Annotated in this window: 13 protein-coding genes; 11 read left to right on the top strand and 2 right to left on the bottom strand. The window is 36.8% G+C overall.

What is annotated here, in order from left to right:
- Position 1: 1 nt before the first annotated feature.
- From DFQ02_RS10855 to DFQ02_RS10810, 10 genes are all read left to right on the top strand, one after another.
- Positions 2-778 (top strand): SDR family NAD(P)-dependent oxidoreductase, encoded by a 777-nt coding sequence (locus DFQ02_RS10855; RefSeq protein ID WP_116524460.1) that lies wholly within the window; start codon positions 2-4, stop codon positions 776-778.
- An 11-nt stretch (positions 779-789) separates the two neighbouring features.
- The gene (locus DFQ02_RS10850; protein WP_116524459.1) at positions 790-2,013 is read left to right on the top strand and encodes a CaiB/BaiF CoA transferase family protein; all 1,224 of its coding nucleotides are present in this window, start codon (positions 790-792) and stop codon (positions 2,011-2,013) included.
- Entirely contained in the window at positions 2,007-5,081 is a 3,075-nt protein-coding gene (locus tag DFQ02_RS10845) for a GH92 family glycosyl hydrolase (protein ID WP_116524458.1), read from the top strand. The genes DFQ02_RS10850 and DFQ02_RS10845 overlap by 7 nt, the downstream gene beginning before the upstream one ends.
- A 15-nt stretch (positions 5,082-5,096) precedes the next feature.
- A complete protein-coding gene (locus tag DFQ02_RS10840) occupies positions 5,097-7,787 on the top strand; it encodes a GH92 family glycosyl hydrolase (protein WP_116524457.1) in 2,691 nt (896 codons plus the stop codon).
- A gap of 9 nt (positions 7,788-7,796) precedes the next feature.
- Entirely contained in the window at positions 7,797-10,427 is a 2,631-nt protein-coding gene (locus DFQ02_RS10835; protein WP_116524456.1) for a GH92 family glycosyl hydrolase, read from the top strand.
- 14 nt (positions 10,428-10,441) lie between these two features.
- Entirely contained in the window at positions 10,442-10,855 is a 414-nt protein-coding gene (locus DFQ02_RS10830) for a VOC family protein (RefSeq protein WP_116524455.1), read from the top strand.
- 237 nt (positions 10,856-11,092) lie between these two features.
- On the top strand, positions 11,093-13,393 hold the full coding sequence (locus DFQ02_RS10825; protein WP_116524454.1) for a GH92 family glycosyl hydrolase: 2,301 nt from the start codon (positions 11,093-11,095) through the stop codon (positions 13,391-13,393).
- 50 nt (positions 13,394-13,443) lie between these two features.
- On the top strand, positions 13,444-14,838 hold the full coding sequence (uxaC, locus tag DFQ02_RS10820; RefSeq protein WP_116524453.1) for a glucuronate isomerase: 1,395 nt from the start codon (positions 13,444-13,446) through the stop codon (positions 14,836-14,838).
- 5 nt (positions 14,839-14,843) lie between these two features.
- The gene (locus DFQ02_RS10815; RefSeq protein WP_116524452.1) at positions 14,844-16,295 is read left to right on the top strand and encodes a tagaturonate reductase; all 1,452 of its coding nucleotides are present in this window, start codon (positions 14,844-14,846) and stop codon (positions 16,293-16,295) included.
- Positions 16,296-16,301: 6 nt separating this feature from the next.
- A complete protein-coding gene (locus tag DFQ02_RS10810; protein WP_116524451.1) occupies positions 16,302-17,927 on the top strand; it encodes a UxaA family hydrolase in 1,626 nt (541 codons plus the stop codon).
- Between the two features lie 6 nt (positions 17,928-17,933).
- On the opposite strand, the gene DFQ02_RS10805 is transcribed toward DFQ02_RS10810, so the two are convergent.
- Together DFQ02_RS10805 and DFQ02_RS10800 are read right to left on the bottom strand one after the other, a co-directional pair.
- Complete coding sequence (locus tag DFQ02_RS10805) at positions 17,934-19,508, bottom strand: solute:sodium symporter family transporter (RefSeq protein ID WP_116524450.1); 1,575 nt, start codon at positions 19,506-19,508, stop codon at positions 17,934-17,936.
- 28 nt (positions 19,509-19,536) lie between these two features.
- A complete protein-coding gene (locus DFQ02_RS10800) occupies positions 19,537-20,394 on the bottom strand; it encodes an inositol oxygenase family protein (RefSeq protein WP_116524603.1) in 858 nt (285 codons plus the stop codon).
- A gap of 343 nt (positions 20,395-20,737) precedes the next feature.
- On the opposite strand from DFQ02_RS10800, the gene DFQ02_RS10795 reads away from it, so the two are divergent.
- Entirely contained in the window at positions 20,738-23,791 is a 3,054-nt protein-coding gene (locus DFQ02_RS10795) for a SusC/RagA family TonB-linked outer membrane protein (protein WP_116524449.1), read from the top strand.
- Positions 23,792-23,804 lie beyond the last annotated feature (13 nt).

Below are 23,804 nucleotides of genomic sequence, written 5' to 3'. Positions count from 1 at the left end.
AATGAGTCGTTTAGAAAATAAAGTCGCCATTGTTACAGGAGCTGCAGACGGTATAGGTTTGGCTATTAGTAAAGCTTTTGCTAAGGAAGGTGCAAATGTGGTCATGTGCGATATTGATGGGTTGAAATCCGAAAATGAAGCTCAAACTATTGAAGCGAAAGGAGGTTCTGTTGTAAGCCATCAATGCGATGTAGGTAATACTGAAGCTATAGAGCAGTTGGTAAAAGCAACCATTGATAAATTCCAGAAAATTGATGTTTTGGTTAACAATGCGGCCGTAGCCATACCTGGAGATGTTCGCGATATGCCAGAAAGCGATTGGGATATGCTCATGAACATCAACCTGAAAGGTGTTTTTCGAGGTATAAAAGCCGTATTGCCTTATATGGTAAAAGCTAAATCCGGAAGCATCATTACCTTATCTTCAACCCAAGCACATAGGAGCTGGGATAATTGGACAGCCTATGCGGCGGCCAAAGGAGGCATTCTTTCGATGCACAATCAATTAGCAGGACAATTTGGGTCGGAAAACGTACGCTTCAATACCATCTCGCCGGGTGCAATTCTTACCTCAATGAATCAAAAACGTGTTGAAATCGAAGGTGAGGGCTTTTTAAAAGGTAGCATTAATCAAGCGGCGATGCTAAGATTAGGGCTACCCGAAGAAGTGGCTATGACAGCCGTTTTCCTAGCATCCGATGAGGCGCAATTTATAACAGGACAGGATATAATTATAGATGGGGGCTTAACTACTTTGCCTCGATATTTTGAAAATTAAACACATATGAAATGCAACAAGCCCTAGAAGGTGTAAAGGTTTTAGATTTTTCTCAATTACTACAAGGGCCTTACGCCACCCAAATGATGGGGGATTTAGGTGCCGATGTCATCAAAGTGGAACGCAACGGCACCGGAGATATTTACAGAGGTATGACCTTCTTCAACAAATGGATAGCAGGCGATGAGTCGCCTTGTTTTATGGCATGGAACAGGAACAAACGCTCCTTGGCTATCGACATTAAATCTGAAGAGGGCAAAGCGATAATTTATAAACTTGCTAAGGAAACCGATGTGGTGGTTGAGAACTTTCGCCCCGGTGTCATGAAACGTTTGGGCTATAGCTATGACGATTTAAAAAAAATAAACCCTAAAATCATTTACTGTTCTGCAAGTGGTTGGGGGGCCGATGGGCCTTACCTGTCCCGACCTGGACAAGATTTGTTGGTGCAGGCTGTTAGTGGTGCCATCATGACTAGCGGAAAAGCGTCTTACGGACCAGTAGCATTAGGAACTGCGTTATGCGACCAAGTAAACGGACTCAATTCAGTGTATGCCATTCTATCAGCTTTATTTTACAGAGAGCGTACAGGAAAGGGGCAAGAAATAAAGACCAATTTATTATCATCGGCCATCGCATTTCAAATGCAGGATTTTTTCGCCATTCAAAATTTGGGTACCAAATTTGAACGTCCTGAATCGGGCATTGGCCACCCTGGAAACGGTGCACCTTTTGGAACCTATAAAACAAAAGATGGGTATTTGACCATTGCCATGAGTCCTTGGCCAAAATTAGTAGAAGCGTTGGGCGATAACACTCTAATGCAATACAACGATCCCAAAGTGCTTTATAACCAACGCGATGAGATTCACAGCATTATTGAAACCATAACCGTTACCAAAACCACCGATGAGTGGTTAGAAATTATGTTAGGTTTAGATTTATGGGTAGCAAGGGTGTATGACCAATCTGAGGTGGAGCATAACCCCCAAGTCATTCACAATAATACCTTTGTTGAGGTAGAGCATCCTAAAGCAGGAAAGGTTAAAGTAACTAATATTCCGTTTACAATGAGTGAAACACCAGGAAAGATTAGTCGACCGTCTCCTATGTTAGGTCAACATAACCAAGAAATTTTAGAGGCGCTAGGATATACTTCCGAAGCCATCAAAAAGTTAACCGATGATAATATTATTTCTTCAGAAGTGATTAATAAAAGTGACAACTCATGTTAGGTAAATTATCGATTTTCAAAATTCAAAACTACAGTCTTTATCTTCTACTAATTAGCATCTGTATTTGCATAATTGGGTGTTCTAAGAAACCTGAAAAAGAAACTTATAACGGCTATATTCAATATGTAGACCCCATGATTGGCACTGATGCTCATGCCCACACTTTTCCTGGCGCTACAACTCCGTTTGGTATGGTTCAACTAAGTCCTAGTAACGACCTAAAGGGTTGGGATTGGAATTCAGGTTATCATTATACTGATTCAATCTTAAAAGGCTTTGCCCATAGCCACATAAGCGGGGCAGGTTTAACAGCCTTAGGTGATTTTCTGTTAATGCCAACCGTGGGTAGCGTAAAAATTAAAGATGGTACTGAAGAAGATCCTGATAGTGGTTTTCGTTCCCGGTTTTCACATGACAGAGAAGAGGCTTCAGCTGGATACTATTCTGTAATCCTTGACGATTATGATGTAAAAGTAGAGCTTACTGCAAGTCCTCGTGTAGGGTTTCATCGTTATACCTATAATCAGGCTGGTAAAGGCAATATCATCATAGATGCGTCTCATCAATTGGGTGAGTATTTATATGGTTCAGGAATTGAATTTATTTCTGACAATGAAATAAAAGGTTATAAACGTTCCAATGGCGCCGCCGGTGTTCGGAATGTTTATTTTTATGCACAGTTTTCCAAAAAATTCAAGGAGAAAGGGATAGCCATAAACGATATTATAATTCCAGCAACAACATCTGCCGATGATAAAAAAGTAAAGGCATTTGTTAGTTTTGATGTGGAAGCGGGAGAACAGGTGGATGTTAAAGTTGCTATATCTTACGTTAGTTATGAAGGAGCAAAAGCCAATTTTGATGCTGAAGCGAAGACAAAATCTTTTGATAAGGCTTTAGTGGAAGCACAAAAAATTTGGGAGGAGAAAATGAATAAATTCCCAATAGAAACAGAAAGTGTTTCTGATTTAAGAAGTTTCTATACAGCCGTATACCGTACCATGATTTCTCCAAACCTTATATCTGATGTAACGGGCGAATATATTGTGGAAGGAAAAAAATACCATTCCGATTTTGAACAATATAGCAATTTCTCAACATGGGATACATACCGTGCACAAAACCCATTAATGGCTTTAGTAGAACAAGAAAAAGTGGTTGATTTTGTTAACAGTCTTACTTCGCGTTATACAGATGCCAAAGTTGGCCTACCGGTATGGGAATGTATTGGATTTGACAATGTTTGTATGATTGGACATAATACCGTATCGGTCATGGCAGATGCTATTGTAAAAGATTTGCCTGGAATTGATGTTGAATCTGCATATATAGCAATGCGAGATGCCGCTTTTGAATTAGATAAGCATAGTGGTCCCTACGGAGAAAATGGTATGGAATATTACATAGAAATGGATTTTGTACCAGCAAGTATTGGTATGTCTGTTTCCAAAACCACCGAATATAATTACTTTGATTGGTGCATTGCTGAGGTAGCTAAAAAGTTACACAAACAAGAAGACCAGAAATTGTTTCAAAAGCGAAGTAAAGGTTATCGAAATAGCTTCGATAAGGAGACAGGGTATCTGCTTCCCTTAACTGAAACAGGAAAACTGTTAGAAATGGATATGACCGAATGGGAGGGTTTGGTTAAAAACTACATTTCTGGAAACATTTGGGGGTATTCAAGTTATGTTCCTCATGACATGGGGTATTTAATGAAGCTTCACGGTGGTAAAAAGAACTTTACCAATTGGTTAGATAATGTTTTTGCTGATAGTACCGAGATTTCAGGAGGGCAACATGTTGATATTTCTGGCTTTATTGGAAAATATGGACATGGAGACGAACCTTCAAACCACATGTCTTACTTGTACACCTTTGCAGGGGAGCCATGGAAAACACAAAAATTAGTGCGGGAAATCATGCCGAAATTTTACAGAGACGTCCCAGATGGTTTGGATAATAATGATGACTTAGGCCAAATGGCGGCATGGTATGTATTTAGTTCTCTTGGGTTTTATCCCGTTTGTCCCGGTAGTAATCAATATCAGATAGGGTCGCCAGCGTTTAAAAAGGCAGGTCTTGTTTTGGAGAATGGAAAGGAGTTTGTGGTAGTTGCAAATAATAATTCAAGTGAAAATATTTACATTCAATCAGCAACCTTGAATGGAGAGGTTTACACTAAGCCATTTATAACATACAACCAAATAATTTCTGGTGGAGAGCTTGTATTAGAAATGGGTAACCAGCCCAATAAAACATGGGCGAATAGTGATAACGATTTGTCAGGTATGGTTGGTATGAAAGCAGATGTTGATTACAATCTGTATATAAATCGCATGGTAAGTATTCCATATACAACAGATAAAGAATTATGTTTTGCGCAAAGCAAAAAAGTAAATTTATATTGTAATACCGAAGGTGCCATTATAAGGTATACTTTAGATGGTAGTGCGCCAGATATCAATTCCAAAGTATATAATGCTCCCTTAATCCTCAATAATGAAACAACCATAAAAGCAAAGGCATTTAAAGAAGGTTTAGAAGCGAGTAGAACTTTTGAAGCTACTTATATGAAGGGAATTATGTATAACCCAACAACCAAACTTCCCAAAATAGCGGTAAGTCAGAAAGGGCTTGGATATGGAAGCCCTAATGGCGTACAGTTAATTGATGGAGTATTGGGTTCAAATAGTTTTGGAGATGGCTTTTGGACCGGAATAAATGAAGAGGATATGGAGGTTGAAATTGATTTTGGAAGTGAACGGTGGATAAAAAAAGTTAGACCGGGATTTCTTGTTGACACAGGACAATGGATATTTAATCCAGATGAAATTATTGTACAAGTGTCTTCCGATAATAGGGAATTTAGAGAAGTTGGAAGAGTGAAAACCAACACGCCTTCTAAAAATCTAAATAAACGATACATTGAAAGGCCCAATATATCTTTTTCTCCAGAGTTGTGCCGATATGTGAAATTCACTTTTAAGAATAAATCAATTCCTAATTGGCATGTTGGGTCGGGTAAGAATCACTGGATTTTTATAGATGAAATATTAGTACAATAAAATACTTTTAAAAAAATGACTAAAAGAAATATTTTTTGGTTTGCACCTTTCTCAATCTTGGTACTTGTCATAACTTCCTGTTCTAAGACTCTGAAGAATAACAATACTAGCGATTCTGGTTTTATAAATTATATAGACACCAGAATAGGTACAAAACCTTGGTCTGGTAAATCGACCTTGAGTCAAGCAGAATTACCTCAAGGCCATGTATATCCTGGGGTCGGTTTGCCTTTTGCCATGACTCAAATAACCCCACAAACCACAACAAAAGATATTCCGTATTGGTGGGAGAATGAAAAAATACAAGGATTCCGAAGTACGCATTATCCCAATGGGGCTTCCATGTCTGAATATGGACCTTTAACTATAATGCCATTAGTTGGCGAGTTAAGGACAACTCCTGAGGACCGAGCATCCAATTTTAGCCATGACTCTGAAATAGCACAACCTCATTATTATTCGGTAGTACTCGATGATTATGATATTAAGGCAGAACTTACAGCAGTATCTAAAGCCAAGTTTTTACAATTTACGTTTCCAAAATCTGATGCATCTCATATTGTTATTGATAATCCCGAGGCGCACGGATATTTTCGTGTCAATCCAGAGAAAAATGAAATAGAAGGCTATACCGACAACACTGGGAGAGCAGGTAATAAAGGCTATACAGGCAGAGAATTTGCATCTTATTTTGTTGCAAAATTTAGTAAACCTTTTGAGGATTTTGCCCTAGTAGCAAAACCAGATTTGGGTAGAACCATTCAACTATTCCCTGATGGGTTTAGGGGAGAATTCTACAATAATATGGAACTTTCGGGAAAACCTAATTTAGAACGCATAGATTCCTCCATTGATTTCGAATGGTCGGGAGCCCCGGCGAGTACTATCAATGCGGATCTGTTTTCTGTGAGATATACGGGAGAGCTTATTGCAAAACAATCTGGACAACATACATTTTATGTAACTTCAGATGATGGTGTTCGATTATATGTTAACGATACATTAGTTATTGATTCTTGGGTTAATAGAGGTGCAACCACAGACGATTTTAGTATGAATTTGAAGGCTGGGGAATCTTATAAAATAAAAATTGAATACTATGATAATTATGGCGGAGGCACATTAAAATTTGGTTGTGCGCAACCCACATCTTTTAATGCATCTAAATTAATGCAAATGGCTACAAATGGGGCAGAGGCCTCGGCGGTTCATGTTTCTTTTAAAACGGAAGCGGACGAAAAAGTTCAGGTAAAGTTAGGTACCTCTTTTATAAACATAGCCCAAGCAAGAAAGAATTTAGAAAGTGAAATTAATCATTGGGATTTTGAGAAAACGTCACAAGCCACTAAAGAAGCATGGAATAAGGCCTTAGAAAAAATACAAATTGAAGGACCAGAAGACCAAAAGAAAATTTTCTATACAGCCTTACAGCGTAGTTTATTGTTACCAAGAAACATCACAGAAGATGGTTACCACTACAGTGCTTTCAATGGCAAGGTGATGCCCGGGATAATGTACACCGATTTTTCAATTTGGGACACCTTTCGTTCAGAGCACCCTTTACTAATTTTACTTGAGCCTGAAAAGGTTTCAGAAATGATTACCGCCCTATTAAATTCATATGATGAAGGTGGATGGATGCCCAAGTGGCCCAGTCCGGGGTATTCCAATATCATGCATGGTACCCATGCCGATGCGGTTGTTGCCGATGCCTACATTAAGGGCATTCGAGATTATGACTCAGAAAAGGTTTTTGAAGCCATGTTAAAAAATGGCACAACACCTGGTACCGGTCATTACGTGGCGCGTGTAGGCATTTTAGACTACCAAAAGTTAGGTTATGTGCCTACTGATAAGCACGGTGAGTCTGCCATTAGAACTTTAGAGTTTGCCTACGATGATTATTGTATTGCACAAATGGCCAAAGCTATGGGTAAAGAAGCAGTATACGAAGAATACATAAAGCGTTCACTTTATTACAAAAACTTTTTAGACCCAGAAACAAAGTTGGTACGAGGTAGAAATGCCGATGGAAGCTGGCGTAGTGCTACTGACCCTTCTATTAGTGGTTGGGCGTATGGTTCTGATAAGGATAGGGAAAATTATTTTAGAAATATTACACTTTTTGCGCCACATGACGTACAAGGGCTCGCCAATTTTATGGGAGGCGATAAGGCTCTTGAAGCCTACCTAGACCATTTTTTTGAAAACGATTTTTATTATGTGGGCGATGAGTATTCCATGCACTCGCCTTATTTGTATAATTACATTGGCGCACCTTGGAAAACCCAAAAACTAATTAGAACCTTACTCAACGAAAACTTTTCTTCGGGTCCTGGAGGGTTACCGGGTAATGAAGATTGCGGACAAATGTCGTCGTGGTATATTTTTGGGAGTATGGGCTTTTATCCCACATGTCCTGGTAGCCCAACGTATCAAATTGGAAGCCCCATGTTTGATAAAGTTAGTTTGAAATTATCCAACGGAAAACAATTTACCATCATTGCACATAACAATTTAAAAGAAAATGTGTATATCCAGTCGGCAACCCTTGATGGGAAGCCCTACACAAAATCATGGATTCATCATGATGATATTATGGCCGGTAGCACACTAGAATTCGAAATGGGACCTGAACCAAACAAAGCGTGGGGAACTAAGTTAAAGGATAGGCATGTGTCTATCAGTAAGCCGTTAACCAATTAGATTAGGTTTATGAAAAATATTTTGAAAACCTTAATAGTATTCATTTTAATAACATTTTACGCCTGCACTAATACAGAAAAAACACCATCAGTATTAAACTATGTAAATACCAGAGTGGGAACAGCACCAAGTATTGCCGACATTACGGTAACCGAGGTAGAGGAGCCTTTAGGTTATGTATCGCCTATTGTTGGAAACCCGTCGGCTCTAACCCATTGGACGCCACAAACGGCACTGTTTACCAAGCGTGTTATTACGGTTCCTGTGCCATATTGGTACGACCAAGAAAAGATACAGGGTTTTAGAGGTACCCGTTACCCCAACGGTTCGGTTACAGGCGATTGGGGGCCTATGTGCGTCATGCCGCTAACAGGTAAAGTTAAGATTGATGCTGAAGAGCGCGCTTCAAAATTTAGTCACGATAATGAAATTGCAAAACCGCATTATTATTCGGTGATGCTAGATGATTATAATATTAAAACAGAATTTACAGCTTCGGCTAAAACGGCATTCTTTCAATTTACATTTCCACAGTCGGACGCATCCACCGTGTTATTTGACGGTGTATATGTTCCTGGAAATTACAAGGTCATACCCGAACGTAATGAAATAGAGGGTTACACCACCATAGCAGGTCATTTCAGAAACCATTGGGTCGCTAAGTTTGATAAGCCTTTTGAAGTTTTTAAGGTTGATTTGCTTCCTAAGGTTGTTGATGAGGATTTAGTTCCAGAAGGCTTCGAGGCTGAATATTATAATAATGATAAATTTGAAGGTCAGCCCGAAGTTGTCACTACCCATAAAAAGTTAAATTTTGATTGGTTGAAAGCACCCGCTGAAGGTGTTAGGGCAGATTTCTTCTCAGTCATTTACAAAGCGAATTTTATTCCTAAGCATTCTGGAGAACACCTTTTTGAACTCATTACAAAAGATGGCACAAGAATGTATGTGAATGATTCTTTGGTTATTGACGAGTGGAAATACCGAGCGACGAGCACAAATTCGTTTGCCATGAATATGAAGGCCGGTGAGTCTTACGCATTAAAAATCAAATATTACGATGGTTCCAGTTCAACCGAAATGCATTTGAGGTGTACAGAACCAAAAGCACTGGATGTTCAATTAGGTTCTAAAATGGCATTAAAAGGTGCTGATGGCAATGCGGTTTACGTATCTTTTGCAACATCTTACGGTGAAAAAGTTAAAGTTAAAGTTGCTACTTCCTTAATTAGCATAGCACAAGCCCGTGCTAATATGCAAAACGAATTTCCAGATTTTGATTTTGATAAAGCGGTGAACGCACAAGCACAACTTTGGGAGGCGGAACTCCATAAAATTAAAGTAGAAGGTAGCGAAGACGATAAAGCTATCTTTTACACGGCACTTACCAAATGTTTTGTGAATCCGAGAAATCTAAATGAAGACGGGAAGTATTTTAGTCCGTTTGATTTTCAAGTACATGAAGGCGGACAAATGTATACAGACCTTTCGCTGTGGGATACCTTCAGGTCTTTGCATCCGCTATGGGTTATCATAAAACCCGATGAAACAACCGATGTGATAAACGGTATGTTAAACGCGTTTCAAGAGGGTGGGTGGATGCCCAAGTGGCCAAATCCTTGGTACCGAAACATAATGATGGGTACCCATGCTGATGCGGTAGTTGCAGATGCTTACGTAAAAGGTATTAGAGGTTTTGATACCGATTTAGCCTTTGAGTCTATGCTCAAAAATGCGAATCAAAAAGGAGACCGAGGATTTTCAGGTCGTGTGGGAATCGATTATTTCAATACCATTGGCTACGTGCCAACAGATATTTTTGGGTTTTATGGAGAACCAGTAGCCAGAACTTTGGAGTTTTCGTATGATGATTATTGCATCGCACAAATGGCTAAAGCCTTAGGGAAAGAGGATGCCCATAAAGAATATATGCAACGTTCCAAACGATATATCAATGTATTGGATAAAGAAACAGGTTTGGTTCGTGGTAAAACGAAAGATGGTGAATGGCTTTCTCCCTTTGATAAATCCATTAGTGTTTGGGCGCAAGGTACAGAGGAAGATACCAAAAATTACTATTATAACCATACGCTTTTAGTACCACACGATATTGAAGGATTGGCAGAGTTTATGGGAGGTCATCAAAAACTAATCGATTTTCTTGATCATTTTTTCGCCAATGATATGTATTATGTGGGCGATGAATTTTCAATGCACGCACCATATATGTACAACAGCGTGGGCGCACCATGGCGTACACAGAAAGTAGTGCGCGATATGTTGGCAAAATACTTTTTTAATGATGTGGGTGGTTTACCTGGAAATGACGATTGCGGACAAGTTTCCTCATGGTATGTTTTCGGAGCTATGGGATTTTACCCCGCTTGTCCAGGAACACCAGTGTATCAACTATGCAGTCCCATTTTTGATGAGGTATCTATAAATATTGGTCATGGAAAAGCCTTTAAAATTACTACAGAAAACAATTCAAAAGAAAACTGTTATATACAATCGGTAACTTTAAATGGACAACCGTATCACAAAAGTTGGTTGCATCATGACGATTTAATTAAGGGAGGGGAGATGGTTTTTGAATTAGGGCCAGAACCTAATATATCATGGGGTAAAGATGCAGTATAAAACTCAAGACCATTATGCGGGTATTTCATTTTGCTTTTAAGGTGAAAGATATTCAATCGACACGAAAATTTTATGTGGAAATACTAGGGTGTAAAGAAGGAAGGTCAACCGAATCATGGATAGATTTCGATTTTTTCGGGAACCAACTTTCTGCTCATTTAAGCGATAATTTTCCAGAATTGGACTATTGCGGAAAAGTAGATGGCGTGCATGTACCCATTCCTCATTTTGGGTGTCTGTTGGCTAAAAATGAATTTAAAACAGTTCAAAAGAAATTAGAAACAGCAAACATTGATTTTGTTATAAAACCCCAAAAACGTTACGAAGGAAAAGTTGGAGAGCAAATGACTATGTTTGTTTTTGATTTTAGCGGAAACCCAATTGAGTTTAAATCTTTTGTAAATGATAGCGAAGTGTTTTCAGAATAAAAATGACTGAGTATATACTCCTTATTAAGTTTGATTGGTTTTGGTGTAATTTGAGTTTCTAATCTAAGCAAGTGGCTTGTGAGTTTAGTCTTGAATAGAATGTCCATGAATTAGGTGAATCTATGCACCATCAACTGTAATACAAATTATAGTTTTACTAGACAAAATATATCTGTTTCGCTAGGTTTCTGATTAGGTAAAAAAAATTGAGAATACTTTCAAAATAAAAAGATATCAATGAATAAAATAATACATCTAAATACGGTAGTAAAAAGTGTAGTTTACATTTTTTTTACGTTTATCCTTTCATGTGAAACTAAAGAAGTACCGAAAGATTATACTGTTTACGTAAACCCATTTATTGGCACTCAAAACGAAGGGCACACCTTTCCAGGGGCTACTACACCTTTGGGTATGGTACAACCAAGTCCAGAATCCTACAACACCCACTACGAAGGTTACGAAATGGACCATATTGCTGGCTATCAGTACAACGACCCTTGGCTTATCGGTTTTACCCAAACCCATTTAAATGGCGTGGGGTGTCCGTCAATGTCCGATATTTTGTTACAACCCTTAAATACAGATACCATCAATTCTAATTCTAGGTTCAATTACAAATCAACTTATAAGAAAGAAAGTGAATTTGCCACGCCCGGGTACTATAAAGTGTATTTAGATGATTTTAAGGTACAAGTAGAGCTTACGGCTTCAGAGCATGTCGCTTATCATAGATATACTTATAACAAACTAAATGATGCGAAACTACTTATAGATTTGCAGTACGGTGTTTCTTGGAATATAAACGAGATACCACTTAATATTTTAGAAGCGTATCAACAATTTGAAGACGATTACACACTAAGCGGATACCGAAAAGCACGTGTTTGGGCGCATCGCGATTTGTATTATGTTATAAAATTCAATAAAAAGATTATTAGTAAAAACGAATTGCCATCGCCTGAGGCTAAAGAAGAAAAAGCACCTCGATATATTTTGGATTTTGAAATGGAAGACAGTAATATGCTAGAGGTGAAAATAGGTGTTTCAACCGTTGGTATTGAAGAGGCTAAAAAGAATTTGGAAGCACAAATACCCACATGGAATAGTTTTGATAACGTAAGAACAAGCACCAACAAAAAGTGGAATGATATTTTGGGCACGTTTACTCTTAAAGGCAATGAGGATAAAAAAGAGGCATTCTATACCAGTTTGTACCATTTATATATTCAGCCCAATAACATTGCCGATGTAGATGGTAAATTTAGGAGTTCAGATTCTGGAGTTCAGCAGGCCACTGCGGGTAAATATTATTCAACCTTGTCGTTGTGGGATACATACCGAGCGGCCAATCCCATGTACACTATTTTAAGTCCAGATTTGGTTAGCGACATCAATACCTCAATGTTGGACAGCTACAAGTATATGAAAGCCGATTCCTTGAATCCAAAAGAAGCGAATAAATACTTACCACGATGGCAATTGTGGGGGCAAGAAACCCATACTATGGTGGGCAATCATGCGGTACCTGTGGTTGTAGATGCTTACTTGAAAGGTATTAAGCCTAAAGGCTATACCGATGACGAAATTTTTGATGCCGTTTGGACATCTTTAACCAAAGAACACTACCGAAACCATGTAAAGCTTATCGATTCCTTTGGTTATATTCCCTACGATGTAAAACTATCGCGTGTAGATGATGGCAGGGAAACCGTATCGCGTTTATTGGAGAATACCTATGATGATTATGCTGGGGCTTTGTTAGCAGAAAAGCTTGGTAAAACTAAAGAAGCCAAATTTTTAAAAAATAGGGCAACTTTTTATAAAAATGTGTATGATAAAGAGAGTGGTTTTATGCGAGGTAAAAATGCCAAGGGTGAATTTAAAACCGATGTTGATCTAACCGAAGTTGTAGGCGAATGGTTGGAAGGTTCAGATTTTACAGAGGGTAATGCATTTCATTATCAGTTTCATGTGTTACATGATATTCTAGGTTTGGTAGATATAATGGGAGGTAAAGCAGCATTTGGCGATAAGCTAGATGCGATGTTTTATTCCAAAGAAAAACCAGAGGTGCGTACTTTAGTTTGGAATATTCATGGGACTTACGGACAGTATTGGCATGGAAACGAACCTTGTCATCATGTGCCGTATCTCTATAAATTTAGTGACAGACCCCATAAAACAGATAAAATAATAAAGACCTTAATTGATGAGTACTATGATACTAAACCAGATGGTTTAATGGGGAATGATGATTGTGGACAAATGTCTGCTTGGTATATGTTCGGAGTGTTAGGGTTTTATCCCGTAAATCCAACAGGTGGCGAGTATATTTTGGGTGCACCACAAATAGAGGAAGCTACTATTAATCTTCCTAATGGAAAAACCTTTACCATGACCGCCAAAAATTTGAGTGATACCAATTATATGGTGCATTCCGTTACCTTAAATGGTGAAGTTTTAGACAGAAAATATATTACCCATGATGAGATTTTGAATGGTGGGGAATTGGTTTTTGAGATGGTTGCAGAATAATCTATATCAGTTTCAAAAGCAAGCATTACAGATAACTTAAGCTATTTCTTATGAAATTTATACACGAAAATTTCTTGTTACAAAATAGGTTTGCAGAAGAACTCTATCACAATTATGCCAAAAATCAACCCATAATAGATTATCATAATCACTTATCGCCAAAGGATATTGCCGAGGATACCATTTTTGGGAATTTAACTCAGGTTTGGATACACGGCGACCATTATAAATGGCGTGCCATGAGGACTTTAGGGATTGACGAACGATATATTACAGGCAATGCCTCAGACAAAGATAAATTTCTTAAATGGGCCAAAACTGTACCATTTACTTTAAGAAATCCGTTGTATCATTGGACGCACTTGGAACTCGCAAGATATTTCGATATTTATGACTTATTGAATGCGAATACAGCCGAAAGTATTTATCACGATACGCTTGAAAAACTTAGTTCAAAGTCATTTAGCTGTCAAAATTTACTTAAAATGGCTAATACCGAAATAGTCTGCACCACAGAAGACCCAATAGATGACTTAAAGTATCATAAACAATTACAACATTTGAATTTTGAGGTGAAAGTTAGTACATCTTTTAGACCAGATAAGAGCATTCTAATTCAAAATGAAGGATACAATGATTATATTAATATTTTATCCCAATGTGTTCATAAAGAAATAAATTCATTTAAAGATTTATGTGGCGCTTTGCACGATAGAATTGCCTTTTTTGATGCAAACGGATGTAAATTAAGTGACCATGGATTGAACCAAATTAGCTTTGAAAACTTTACTGAAAAAGAGGTTGACACTATTTTTAAAAAGAGGCGAGATAACAAAGCTATCAGTGAAAAGGAAGCAATTAAGTTCCAAAGTGCTATTTTATTATTTTTAGGAGAAACCTATCATACATTTGGGTGGGTACAACAATTTCATTTAGGAGCGCTAAGAAATAATAATGCGCGGATGCATAGCATGTTAGGGCCTGATACAGGTTGGGATTCTATCGGGGATTATACACAAGCACAAAGCCTTTCAAAATTTTTGAACACACTGGATAATAATGATAAACTAACTAAAACCATTTTATATAACCTTAACCCAGCCGATAATGAAGTGTTCGCTTCAATGATTGGGAATTTTAATGACGGTAGTATAAAAGGGAAGGTGCAATTAGGCTCTGGTTGGTGGTTTTTAGACCAAAAAGATGGCATGACCAAACAGTTAAATGCGCTTTCTAATATGGGACTCTTGAGCTGTTTTGTTGGTATGCTGACGGATTCCAGGAGTTTTTTGTCCTTTCCTAGGCACGAATATTTTAGGCGTATACTTTGTAATATTTTGGGTAAGGAAATGGAGAGCGGAGAATTGCCCAACGATATGAGTTTAGTTGGGGGCATGGTGTCGGACATTTGTTATAATAATGCTAAGGATTACTTTAATTTTTAATAGGTATGAATAAACCATCACTAAACAGAAAAAATGTTAGTTGTAATGAACCTAAACCTATAAAAATTGTCCAGTTTGGTGAAGGGAACTTTCTTCGTGCTTTTGTGGGATATGCTATCAGTGAGCTAAATAAGTTTACTAATTTCAATGCGGGTATAGCAGTTGTACAACCTATAGATAAAGGGTTGATTCCAGTATTGAATGAACAAGATGGCCTGTACACGCTGTTTATGAGAGGACTTAAAAACGGTAAAGCAGTTAATGAAGTAGAATTGATAGATACCATTGTAAAAGGCATAAACCCTTACTCAGATTTTAATGACTTTTTAGAATTAGGAAGAACCGAAACTTTAGAGTTTGTTATTTCGAACACAACGGAGGCAGGTATTAGTTTTATTTCATCAGACACTCAAGACATGAGGCCTCCAAGTTCTTTTCCTGCTAAATTGACCTTGTTTTTATTAGAACGGTACAACTGGTATAAGGGAGATGTTTCCAAAGGGCTAACCGTTATTCCATGTGAGTTGATTAATTATAATGCAGACACCTTAAAAGCTGTCATTTTAAAGTATGTTGACCTATGGAATTTAGAGGGGAATTTTAAAAATTGGATAGACAAGGCATGCACTTTTCATAATACATTAGTGGATAGGATTGTTCCGGGATATCCAAAGCATGAAATAGAATATTATAACAAGCAATTAAACTATTCGGATAAATTAATTGTTACTGCTGAGACCTTCTTTCTGTGGGTCATAGAAGGTGATGAAAGATTAAAAGAAAGGTTAGGCTTCTCTAAAACAGGTTTGGAGGTTAAGGTTGTGCCAGATATGCAACCATTTAGAACAAGAAAGGTAAGAATTCTTAACGGGGCACATACAGTAATGGTTCCTTTATCGATACTTTATGGAAATACTACAGTGAAAGAAACCATGGATGTAGATTTCACGTCAAACTTTGTAAAACAAACAGTTTTTGATGAAATTATCAATACCTTGGAAATGGATAAAAATGAACTGGTATCATTTGCAAATGCTACTTTCGAGAGGTTTCAAAATCCATATATAGTTCATAATTTATCCAGTATAGCCTTGAATATGATATCAAAGTTTAAAGTTCGGGTGTTGCCAAGTCTATTGTCTTATTTTGATAAATACGGAAATATTCCAACCCGTTTAACATTTGCTTTTGCTTGTTTAATAAGGTTTTACAAAGGAGAATATTTCGGTTTATCAATGCCTGTTAATGATGATGAGCATGTAACCCAAAAACTATCACAAATTTGGCAATCAAATAACAATGGAAAAGTGGCTCAAGAGGTGCTGGAAAGTGAGTTGTTTTGGGGACAAGATTTAACAAAAATAGAAGGATTGAAAGATGCTATTGCGCTTGCTTTAGAAACCATAGATGGTTATGGTATTGAAAAAGGGTTTGAGTCGTTTAATAAATCCTATTGATATAAAATGAGTAGCAGTCAACACCATAAAAAACTTTTAAAAATTAATGCTTCGGATAATGTGGCAGTGGCTTTGGTGGATTTAATGGCTAAAGAGGTCTTAACGCTTCATGGTGAATCGATTACCGTTTTAAAAGATACGCCGCGAAAACATAAAATTGCCTTAGAAAATTTTGAAAAAGGTGATAGGATTATAATGTACGGTGTTCTGGTAGGAACAGCTAAATTATCGATTAAAAAAGGAGAAATGTTAACGGTAATCAATATTACCCATAAGGCTGAAAAGGTCGTGAAAAAAACGGGGTCAATCGACTGGGAGCCTCCGAATATTGACAAATGGAAAAGTAGAACATTCTTGGGGTATCATAGGGAAGACGGCCAAGTAGGAACTGAAAATATATGGTTGTTTTTTCCTCTGGTATTTTGTGAAAATAGAAATATAGAGCTTTTAAAGGATATTTTTGAAAGCGAGCTTCGGCCAAAGCAAGTCAGTTCGCATCAAATGTTGTTAAGGGGTTTGATTAATGGTCAAGAACCATCTACAGTATTGGATGATACTCAGTCGAATGTATTTGACAATGTCGATGTTAGATTTATAACCCATTCTGGTGGTTGTGGTGGTATTCGACAGGATTCAGAGGGTTTAGCAAAATTATTGGCGGGATACGTAAATAATCCAAATGTAGCCGGAGCAACCGTGCTAAGTTTAGGTTGTCAGAACCTACAAATCAAAATATTTAAAGATGCTTTAAATACCATTGCTCCCAATTTAAAAAAGCCGGTGCTTGTTTATGAGCAACAACAAATGGGGACTGTGAATGATATGTTGTCTATTATCATAAAAGATTCCTTTGCTGAAATTAAAAAGGCTAATAATATTACACGTAAACCAGCACCGCTTTCCAAGTTAACTCTAGGATTGGAGTGTGGTGGTTCAGATGGGTTTTCTGGTATTTCTGCTAATCCTACATTAGGTATAGTTTCAGATATTTTAGTGACCTTAAAGGGAAAAGCCATTCTTGCTGAATTTCCGGAACTCTGTGGAGTTGAACAAGAATTGGTAAACAGATGCAAAAATAATGACGATGCTGTTAAATTCTTGAATTTAATGAAGGCATTTGAACAAAGCCTCATCAATGTAGGTTCTGGTTTTGATATGAATCCCTCTCCTGGCAATATTAAAGATGGGTTATTAACAGATGCCATGAAATCTGCAGGAGCCTGTAAAAAAGGAGGTAATAGCCCAATAGAAGGTGTTTTAGATTATGGTGAATATATATCTAAACATGGGCTTCATTTATTGTGTACACCAGGTAATGATGTAGAAAGTACAACGGGCCTTGTGGGGTCTGGCGCAAATATAGTTTTGTTTACAACCGGATTGGGTACGCCAACGGGAAACCCAATAGCTCCGGTTATAAAAGTGGCTTCAAATACTGAGTTAAAACAAAAAATGCCCGATATAATTGATTTTGAAACGGGAGCAGTAATTCGTGGTGAAAAAACAATTGAAGATATGGGAGTTGAGTTACTTGAATATATTATTGAAGTGGCTAGTGGGAATATAAAGGCAAAAGCACATCTATTAGGGCAAAACGACTTTATTCCTTGGCGTAAAGGTGGGTCTGTTTAAAGTTGTTTAAGACAGTAAAACGTAAATCAATACCGTCAAAAATACTAATACGGTTCCATACGTTTTTACTTTAGACCATGAAGGTTCATCAAGTTCAGTTTCTTGATAATATTCAGGTGTTTTTTGAGACGGATACAATCTAGAAACCAAAAACATGATTATAAAGTTGAGTACAAATTCAATACCCCATAAATGTACAAAGTGAATATCTAGATTCAGTATAAAAGTCGTTAGAATATAAAATGTAAATCCGAAGAACAGTCCAGCTTTGGCACCAGTAGTGTTTATTTGCTTAAAGAAAATACCAGCAATGATGATAGAAGAAATTGGTATAAAGAATATACCATTAAGTTCTTGTAATAGTTGGTATAAACCATCAGGGGCATAAGAAACCATTGGAGCCACCGCAATTGCAATTAAAGCGAGAACAACAGATGATATCTTGCCATACTTCACTAGTTTTTTATCAGAAGCATTTTTGTCTATGATTTTTTGGTAAATGTCCAAGCAAAAAATAGTACTGGCAGAGTTAAGTACACTATTAAAAGTACTTAATACAGCTCCTAAAATTACAGCGGCAAAAAAGCCAAAAAGGTAAGATGGTAATACCTTTTTTACGAGCATGGGGTATATCAAATCTGGATTTTCATAATACGTATCTTGAAAATAGTAGTATGCGATTAACCCAGGTAAGACTATAATGGCAGGAACAAAAAGTTTTAAAGCACCTGTGTAAATGAGTCCTTTTTGAGCTTCTACTAAATTCTTTGCCCCAAAGGCACGTTGAATAATGGCTTGATTCATCCCCCAGAAATATAATTGATTAATCATTAATCCAGTAAACAAGACCGAAAAAGGCAGCACAGAATCGGGCTTTCCAATAATATCAAATTTATCAGGAGCAAAGTCATAAACGCTGCTTAAACCCTCAAACATATTGCCGTTTCCAATTTGATACAAAGCAATAATAGGTATAAGAAGCCCTCCCAACATTAGTCCAATACCGTTTAATGAATCTGAATAGGCTACAGCTTTTAAACCTCCAAAAATGGCATACATAGAACCCACAACACCAATAGTTAGTATGGTGTAAATAAGCGATTCTCTCTTTGATACGTTAAATATGGCAGAAAAATCAAATACGCTTTCAATGTTTATAGCACCTGAATACAATACAATAGGTAATAAGGTTATCACGAATGAAGACATTAATAGAAAAGCAACAATAGAGCGTATGGATCCATCAAAACGTTTTTCTAAAAATTCAGGAATGGTAGTAATTCCAAGTTTAATAAACTTAGGGATAAAATAAATAGCCGCAATTACCAGAGCAATGGCCGAGGTGACTTCCCAAGCTATGATGATAATACCATTTCTATACGAGCTCCCATTCATTCCTATTAGATGTTCGGTTGAAATGTTGGTAAGTATCATAGAACCTGCTATGATAGGGCCAGTTAAACTTTTTCCAGCTAAAAAATAACCCTTGGAGGTTGTGAATTTATCTTTTCTTAGTTTATATGTTGTATAAATTATTACAAATAAGGTAAATCCAAAAAATCCTAAATAGGTATAAAACATTATTATTTAGTTGGTTTAGTTTTAGTTTTTAAAACTTTAGTGTTTCTGGTAAGTATTTTTTAACAAGTTCTTGGTAATAAGGTTTTAAGGCTTCAGCATCAGGTTTTACAGGAGCTTTTGTGTATAAATCGTAAGGATTGAATTTCTTCACCCATTCAAACATTTCATGGTCTTTATCGTTCATCAAATGACTGTATTCGTTTTCACGGTGTTGCGCGTAAAATGAGTGATATCTTATAATATACAATGCTGGTTCTGGTAAATAATCCTTCATGATTTGATATAAATATTCGTCATGCCCCCAACTCATTTTAACGTTATCTAAACCACAATTGGGTTTGTAGATTCCATATTTAGTATTATAGTTTGGGTTTGTAGAATCTGGGTTTTCTGAAAAAAACTCAGGATGTACAATTTTATCAGAGAATTTACATCCTACAGGAAATGTATCACCTACCACAGCCCATTGCGGTTCATCAAACAAACATAAAACTTTACCAACATCATGTAAAAAACCTGTTAAAACAAACCAATCTGGGTGACCATCAGCTCTTATAGCTTCAGATGTTTGCAGTAAATGTTGTAATTGGTCTAAATCTATATCTGGGTCACTATCATCCACTAACGTGTTAAGGAAGTCAACAGCTTCCCATAGTGACATTTCTTTTCGGTTAAATTGTAAAAAATCAGCCTCTTTTTTGCACACAAAATCATAGGTTTGAAAGGTATGATTAAGTCTGTAAAACTCTCTAACGGTTTCAGCCCGTTCAGAATCTTCATAATTTCTAAACTCCTCCTTCTCCTTTTTTGGGAGTTCAGGGTCCGGGTAACGCTTTAACAAATCGTCTTCCCAATGTTCTATATTTTTTAAGGGGGATTTTTCCATAAATTCTAATTTCAAAGTAATTAAACGGAATACAGTTTTCTGTTAAGCAAATCGTCTATGCTTATTTCGCCTAGTCGGTAGGAATAACCTAACTCAAAAGTATAGTTTTAAACAATTTTTGGAAAGGACAAATAATTCAAAAACATGGAAAATTATACAATGTATCAAGTGTAGATGTAGTAATTTTTGTAGCTTTCAGATTAACAAAAAAACGTTAATATTTTGCAATGAAGAAGTTTTAATTAAGCAATAAATCCATGTATTTGGGTCAATTTTACATATCGAATTTAGGGTATTAATCTAATTTCACAGAAAATTTAACGAATTAACTAAATGAATTACAATGAAAAGACTTAAACTATTATTAATCCTCTTTATAGGGGTCTCGTCTGTAGCATTTGCTCAGGATACTGTTTCTGGTGTGGTTACAGATGGGTTGAATGTGCCTATACCAGGTGTAAATGTTCTAGTTAAGGGAACGACAACAGGTGTAGCAACTGATTTTGATGGTAACTATAAAATACAAGCTACTAACGGAGACGTTATCGTATTTTCTTATTTAGGTTTCAAAACATTAGAAATCACGTATACGGGGCAGTCGCCATTAAATGCTCAAATGGAAGAAGATACCGCGCAGTTAGATGAGGTAGTTGTTATTGGTTATGGAGCTGTTAAACGAAAAGACTTAACAGGTTCTGTGGCGTCTATAGGAAGCGACGATGTTGTTGAGCAAAGAAAAACAGATGTAGCTCAGGCTTTACAAGGACGTTTAGCAGGTGTTGATGTACGTACGCTTAATAATAAGCCAGGTGCACCATTGTCTATTAATATTAGAGGTAATGGATCTATTAGAAATACAAATCAAGGTAACGACGGTGTTAGTGATAGCCCGGGAAGTGATCTAGGGTCGCCTTTGTATGTTGTTGATGGAATTTTTGTTGATAATATCAATGCATTAAATCCTGCAGACATTCAGCAAATAGATATCCTAAAAGATGCATCTTCTACTGCTATATATGGAGCAAGAGGTGCTAATGGTGTAGTAATCATAACTACTAAGAGTGGTGTTGAAGGAAGAACACGCTTCAATTATGATGCGACTTTTGGTGTGCGTAGTGTAGTAAATTCGCCGAACTTTTATAATGGCGATGAATATGTAGCCTTTGTTAATGATGTGGTTAGAGCTAGGGAGTTTGGTAATTTGCTTAATGCTGGCCCAGCAACTGCTTCAGATTACAATAGCATTGTTCCAGATACCACAGTAGAATTCATTGGAGCAGAAGAGCAAGCAAATGCATTAAATGGCAATTATACGGACTGGATTGGAATGTTTCAAGAAACAGGAATCCAAACTAGTCATACATTATCCGCCTCTGGTGGAAACGATGGTTTGGTCTACAATGCATCTTTGGGTTATTTAAAAGATGAAGGTGTAGTTGGTATAGAGGATTTTGAAAGATATAACCTTGCGGGGTCGATATCTAAAAAAGTAAATGATCAATTAACATTTGGAGTTAAGTCTTATATCGCTTTTTCTGAAAGAGAAGAAGGTAGCCGTGAGTTGTTTAGGAGTTCATTTAGATTGGCGCCTACAGTTAATCCTTATGAAGATGATGGTACTATTGATTTTATACCTGACGAACAAGATCAACGTTTCATTAATCCTATTTATGAAAAGAATGGTGCTTGGAGGGTTAATACCAAAAGGTTTGATATTATAGCGAATGCATTTTTGGAATATAAGCCATTAGATTGGTTAAGTCTTAAAACGCAATTCTCTCCAAGTTTGGTATATAATAGATTTGGAGAACATAGGGCTTTATTGACTAAAGCAGCTAGAAATGATCCACGTAGAACCAGAGCAATTTATGAGTCTGCATCTATAGTAACATACACTTGGGATAATATTGCCAACATGAATTTCGATATAGATGAAAACAACAATTTAAAAGCAACTATAATATCCTCGTTATTCCATAAAGAGTTCGAAAGAGGAGATATACAAACCCGTAATCTAGCAGATGAGTTTTTATTCTTTAATACTGGTCAAGGAACGGATGTTCGTAGATTCCATAGTGGTTTTATAAAAGAGAATATAGCGTCTTTTGCAGGTAGGTTAAACTATTCTCATAAGGATAAATACCTTTTAACTCTTACAGGACGTTACGACGGAGCTTCTCGTTTAGCAGAAGGTAATAAGTGGGATTTTTTCCCATCTGCAGCATTTGCATGGAAACTATCTCAAGAAGAATTTATGCAAAATGTGTCTTGGCTTAATAACATGAAGTTAAGATTAAGTTATGGGCAAACAGGAAATATTGATACTGTAGGGCCATACCAATCTTTTTCATCTTTAAGTGGAGGAACTTATTTATTTGGAGACGATTTGGTTACAGCACAGGTTATTGGAGGTTTGCCAAACAGTGAATTAACATGGGCCGTATCTACAGAAACAAATATAGGTATTGATTTAGGACTGTTCAATAATAGGGTGAACTTAACTTTTGACTACTATAATAAAGATACAGATGGTAGCTTGTTTCCAAGAAGTTTATTAGCTATCTCTGGTTTTGGTTCCGCAATTGGAAATTTTGGAGAGGTTAGAAATAGAGGTGTTGAAATCGTACTGAACACAACCAACATTCAAACCGAAAACTTTAGATGGCGTACAAGTTTTAACTTTTCGAAAAATGAAGCTGAAATCTTAAAGATTGAGGGTGATGTTGAAGAAGTACCTTTTGGACGTCATGGTGTAACAAAAGTGGGAGAAGATCCAGCTGCTATTTTTTCATTTGAAAATGAGGGTATTTGGCAGTTAGATGAATACGCAGAAGCCGCTTCATTTGGAGCAAGGCCTGGACAATATAAGTTTGTTGATCAAAATGGTGATGGTGTTATTAATAATGAAGATAAAGTGGTTATTGGAAGCCCAACACCAGATTGGTTTGGAGGTATGACAAATACTTTTACTTACAAGAACTTTGAAGCCAGAGTTCAAATTAACACCCGTCAAGGGTCTTTAGGACACTCAGAGTTTTATCAAAACTTTGCGCCTTATCAAAATGACCAAGCAAAGTTTAATAAAATCAATTTAGACTATTGGACGCCTAATAATCCAAATGCTTCAAGACCAGCATTATCTTATGCACATCCTGGAGAATATTATTATGAGGAATTTGATTTTGTTAAGGTTGGGAATATTGGGTTTACTTATACATTACCATCTGATGCGTTAGATAAGTTAAAGTTAAGTGGCATGAGATTATCTTTAGATATTCAAAATCCATTTATTTTCACAGATTACGAAGGGCCAGATCCAGAAACTGGACTGCAAAACTCATATAGCTCTGCATATTTGACTAAGACAGTGTTATTTGGATTAAACGTATCATTATAATTATTAATTGTTA

The organism is Seonamhaeicola aphaedonensis, assembly GCF_003386195.1.
In the GTDB taxonomy this organism is placed as follows: Bacteria; Bacteroidota; Bacteroidia; order Flavobacteriales; family Flavobacteriaceae; genus Seonamhaeicola; species Seonamhaeicola aphaedonensis.
The sequence above is the reverse complement of the archived record's forward strand: the minus strand, read 5'-3'. Positions and strand labels throughout refer to the sequence as shown.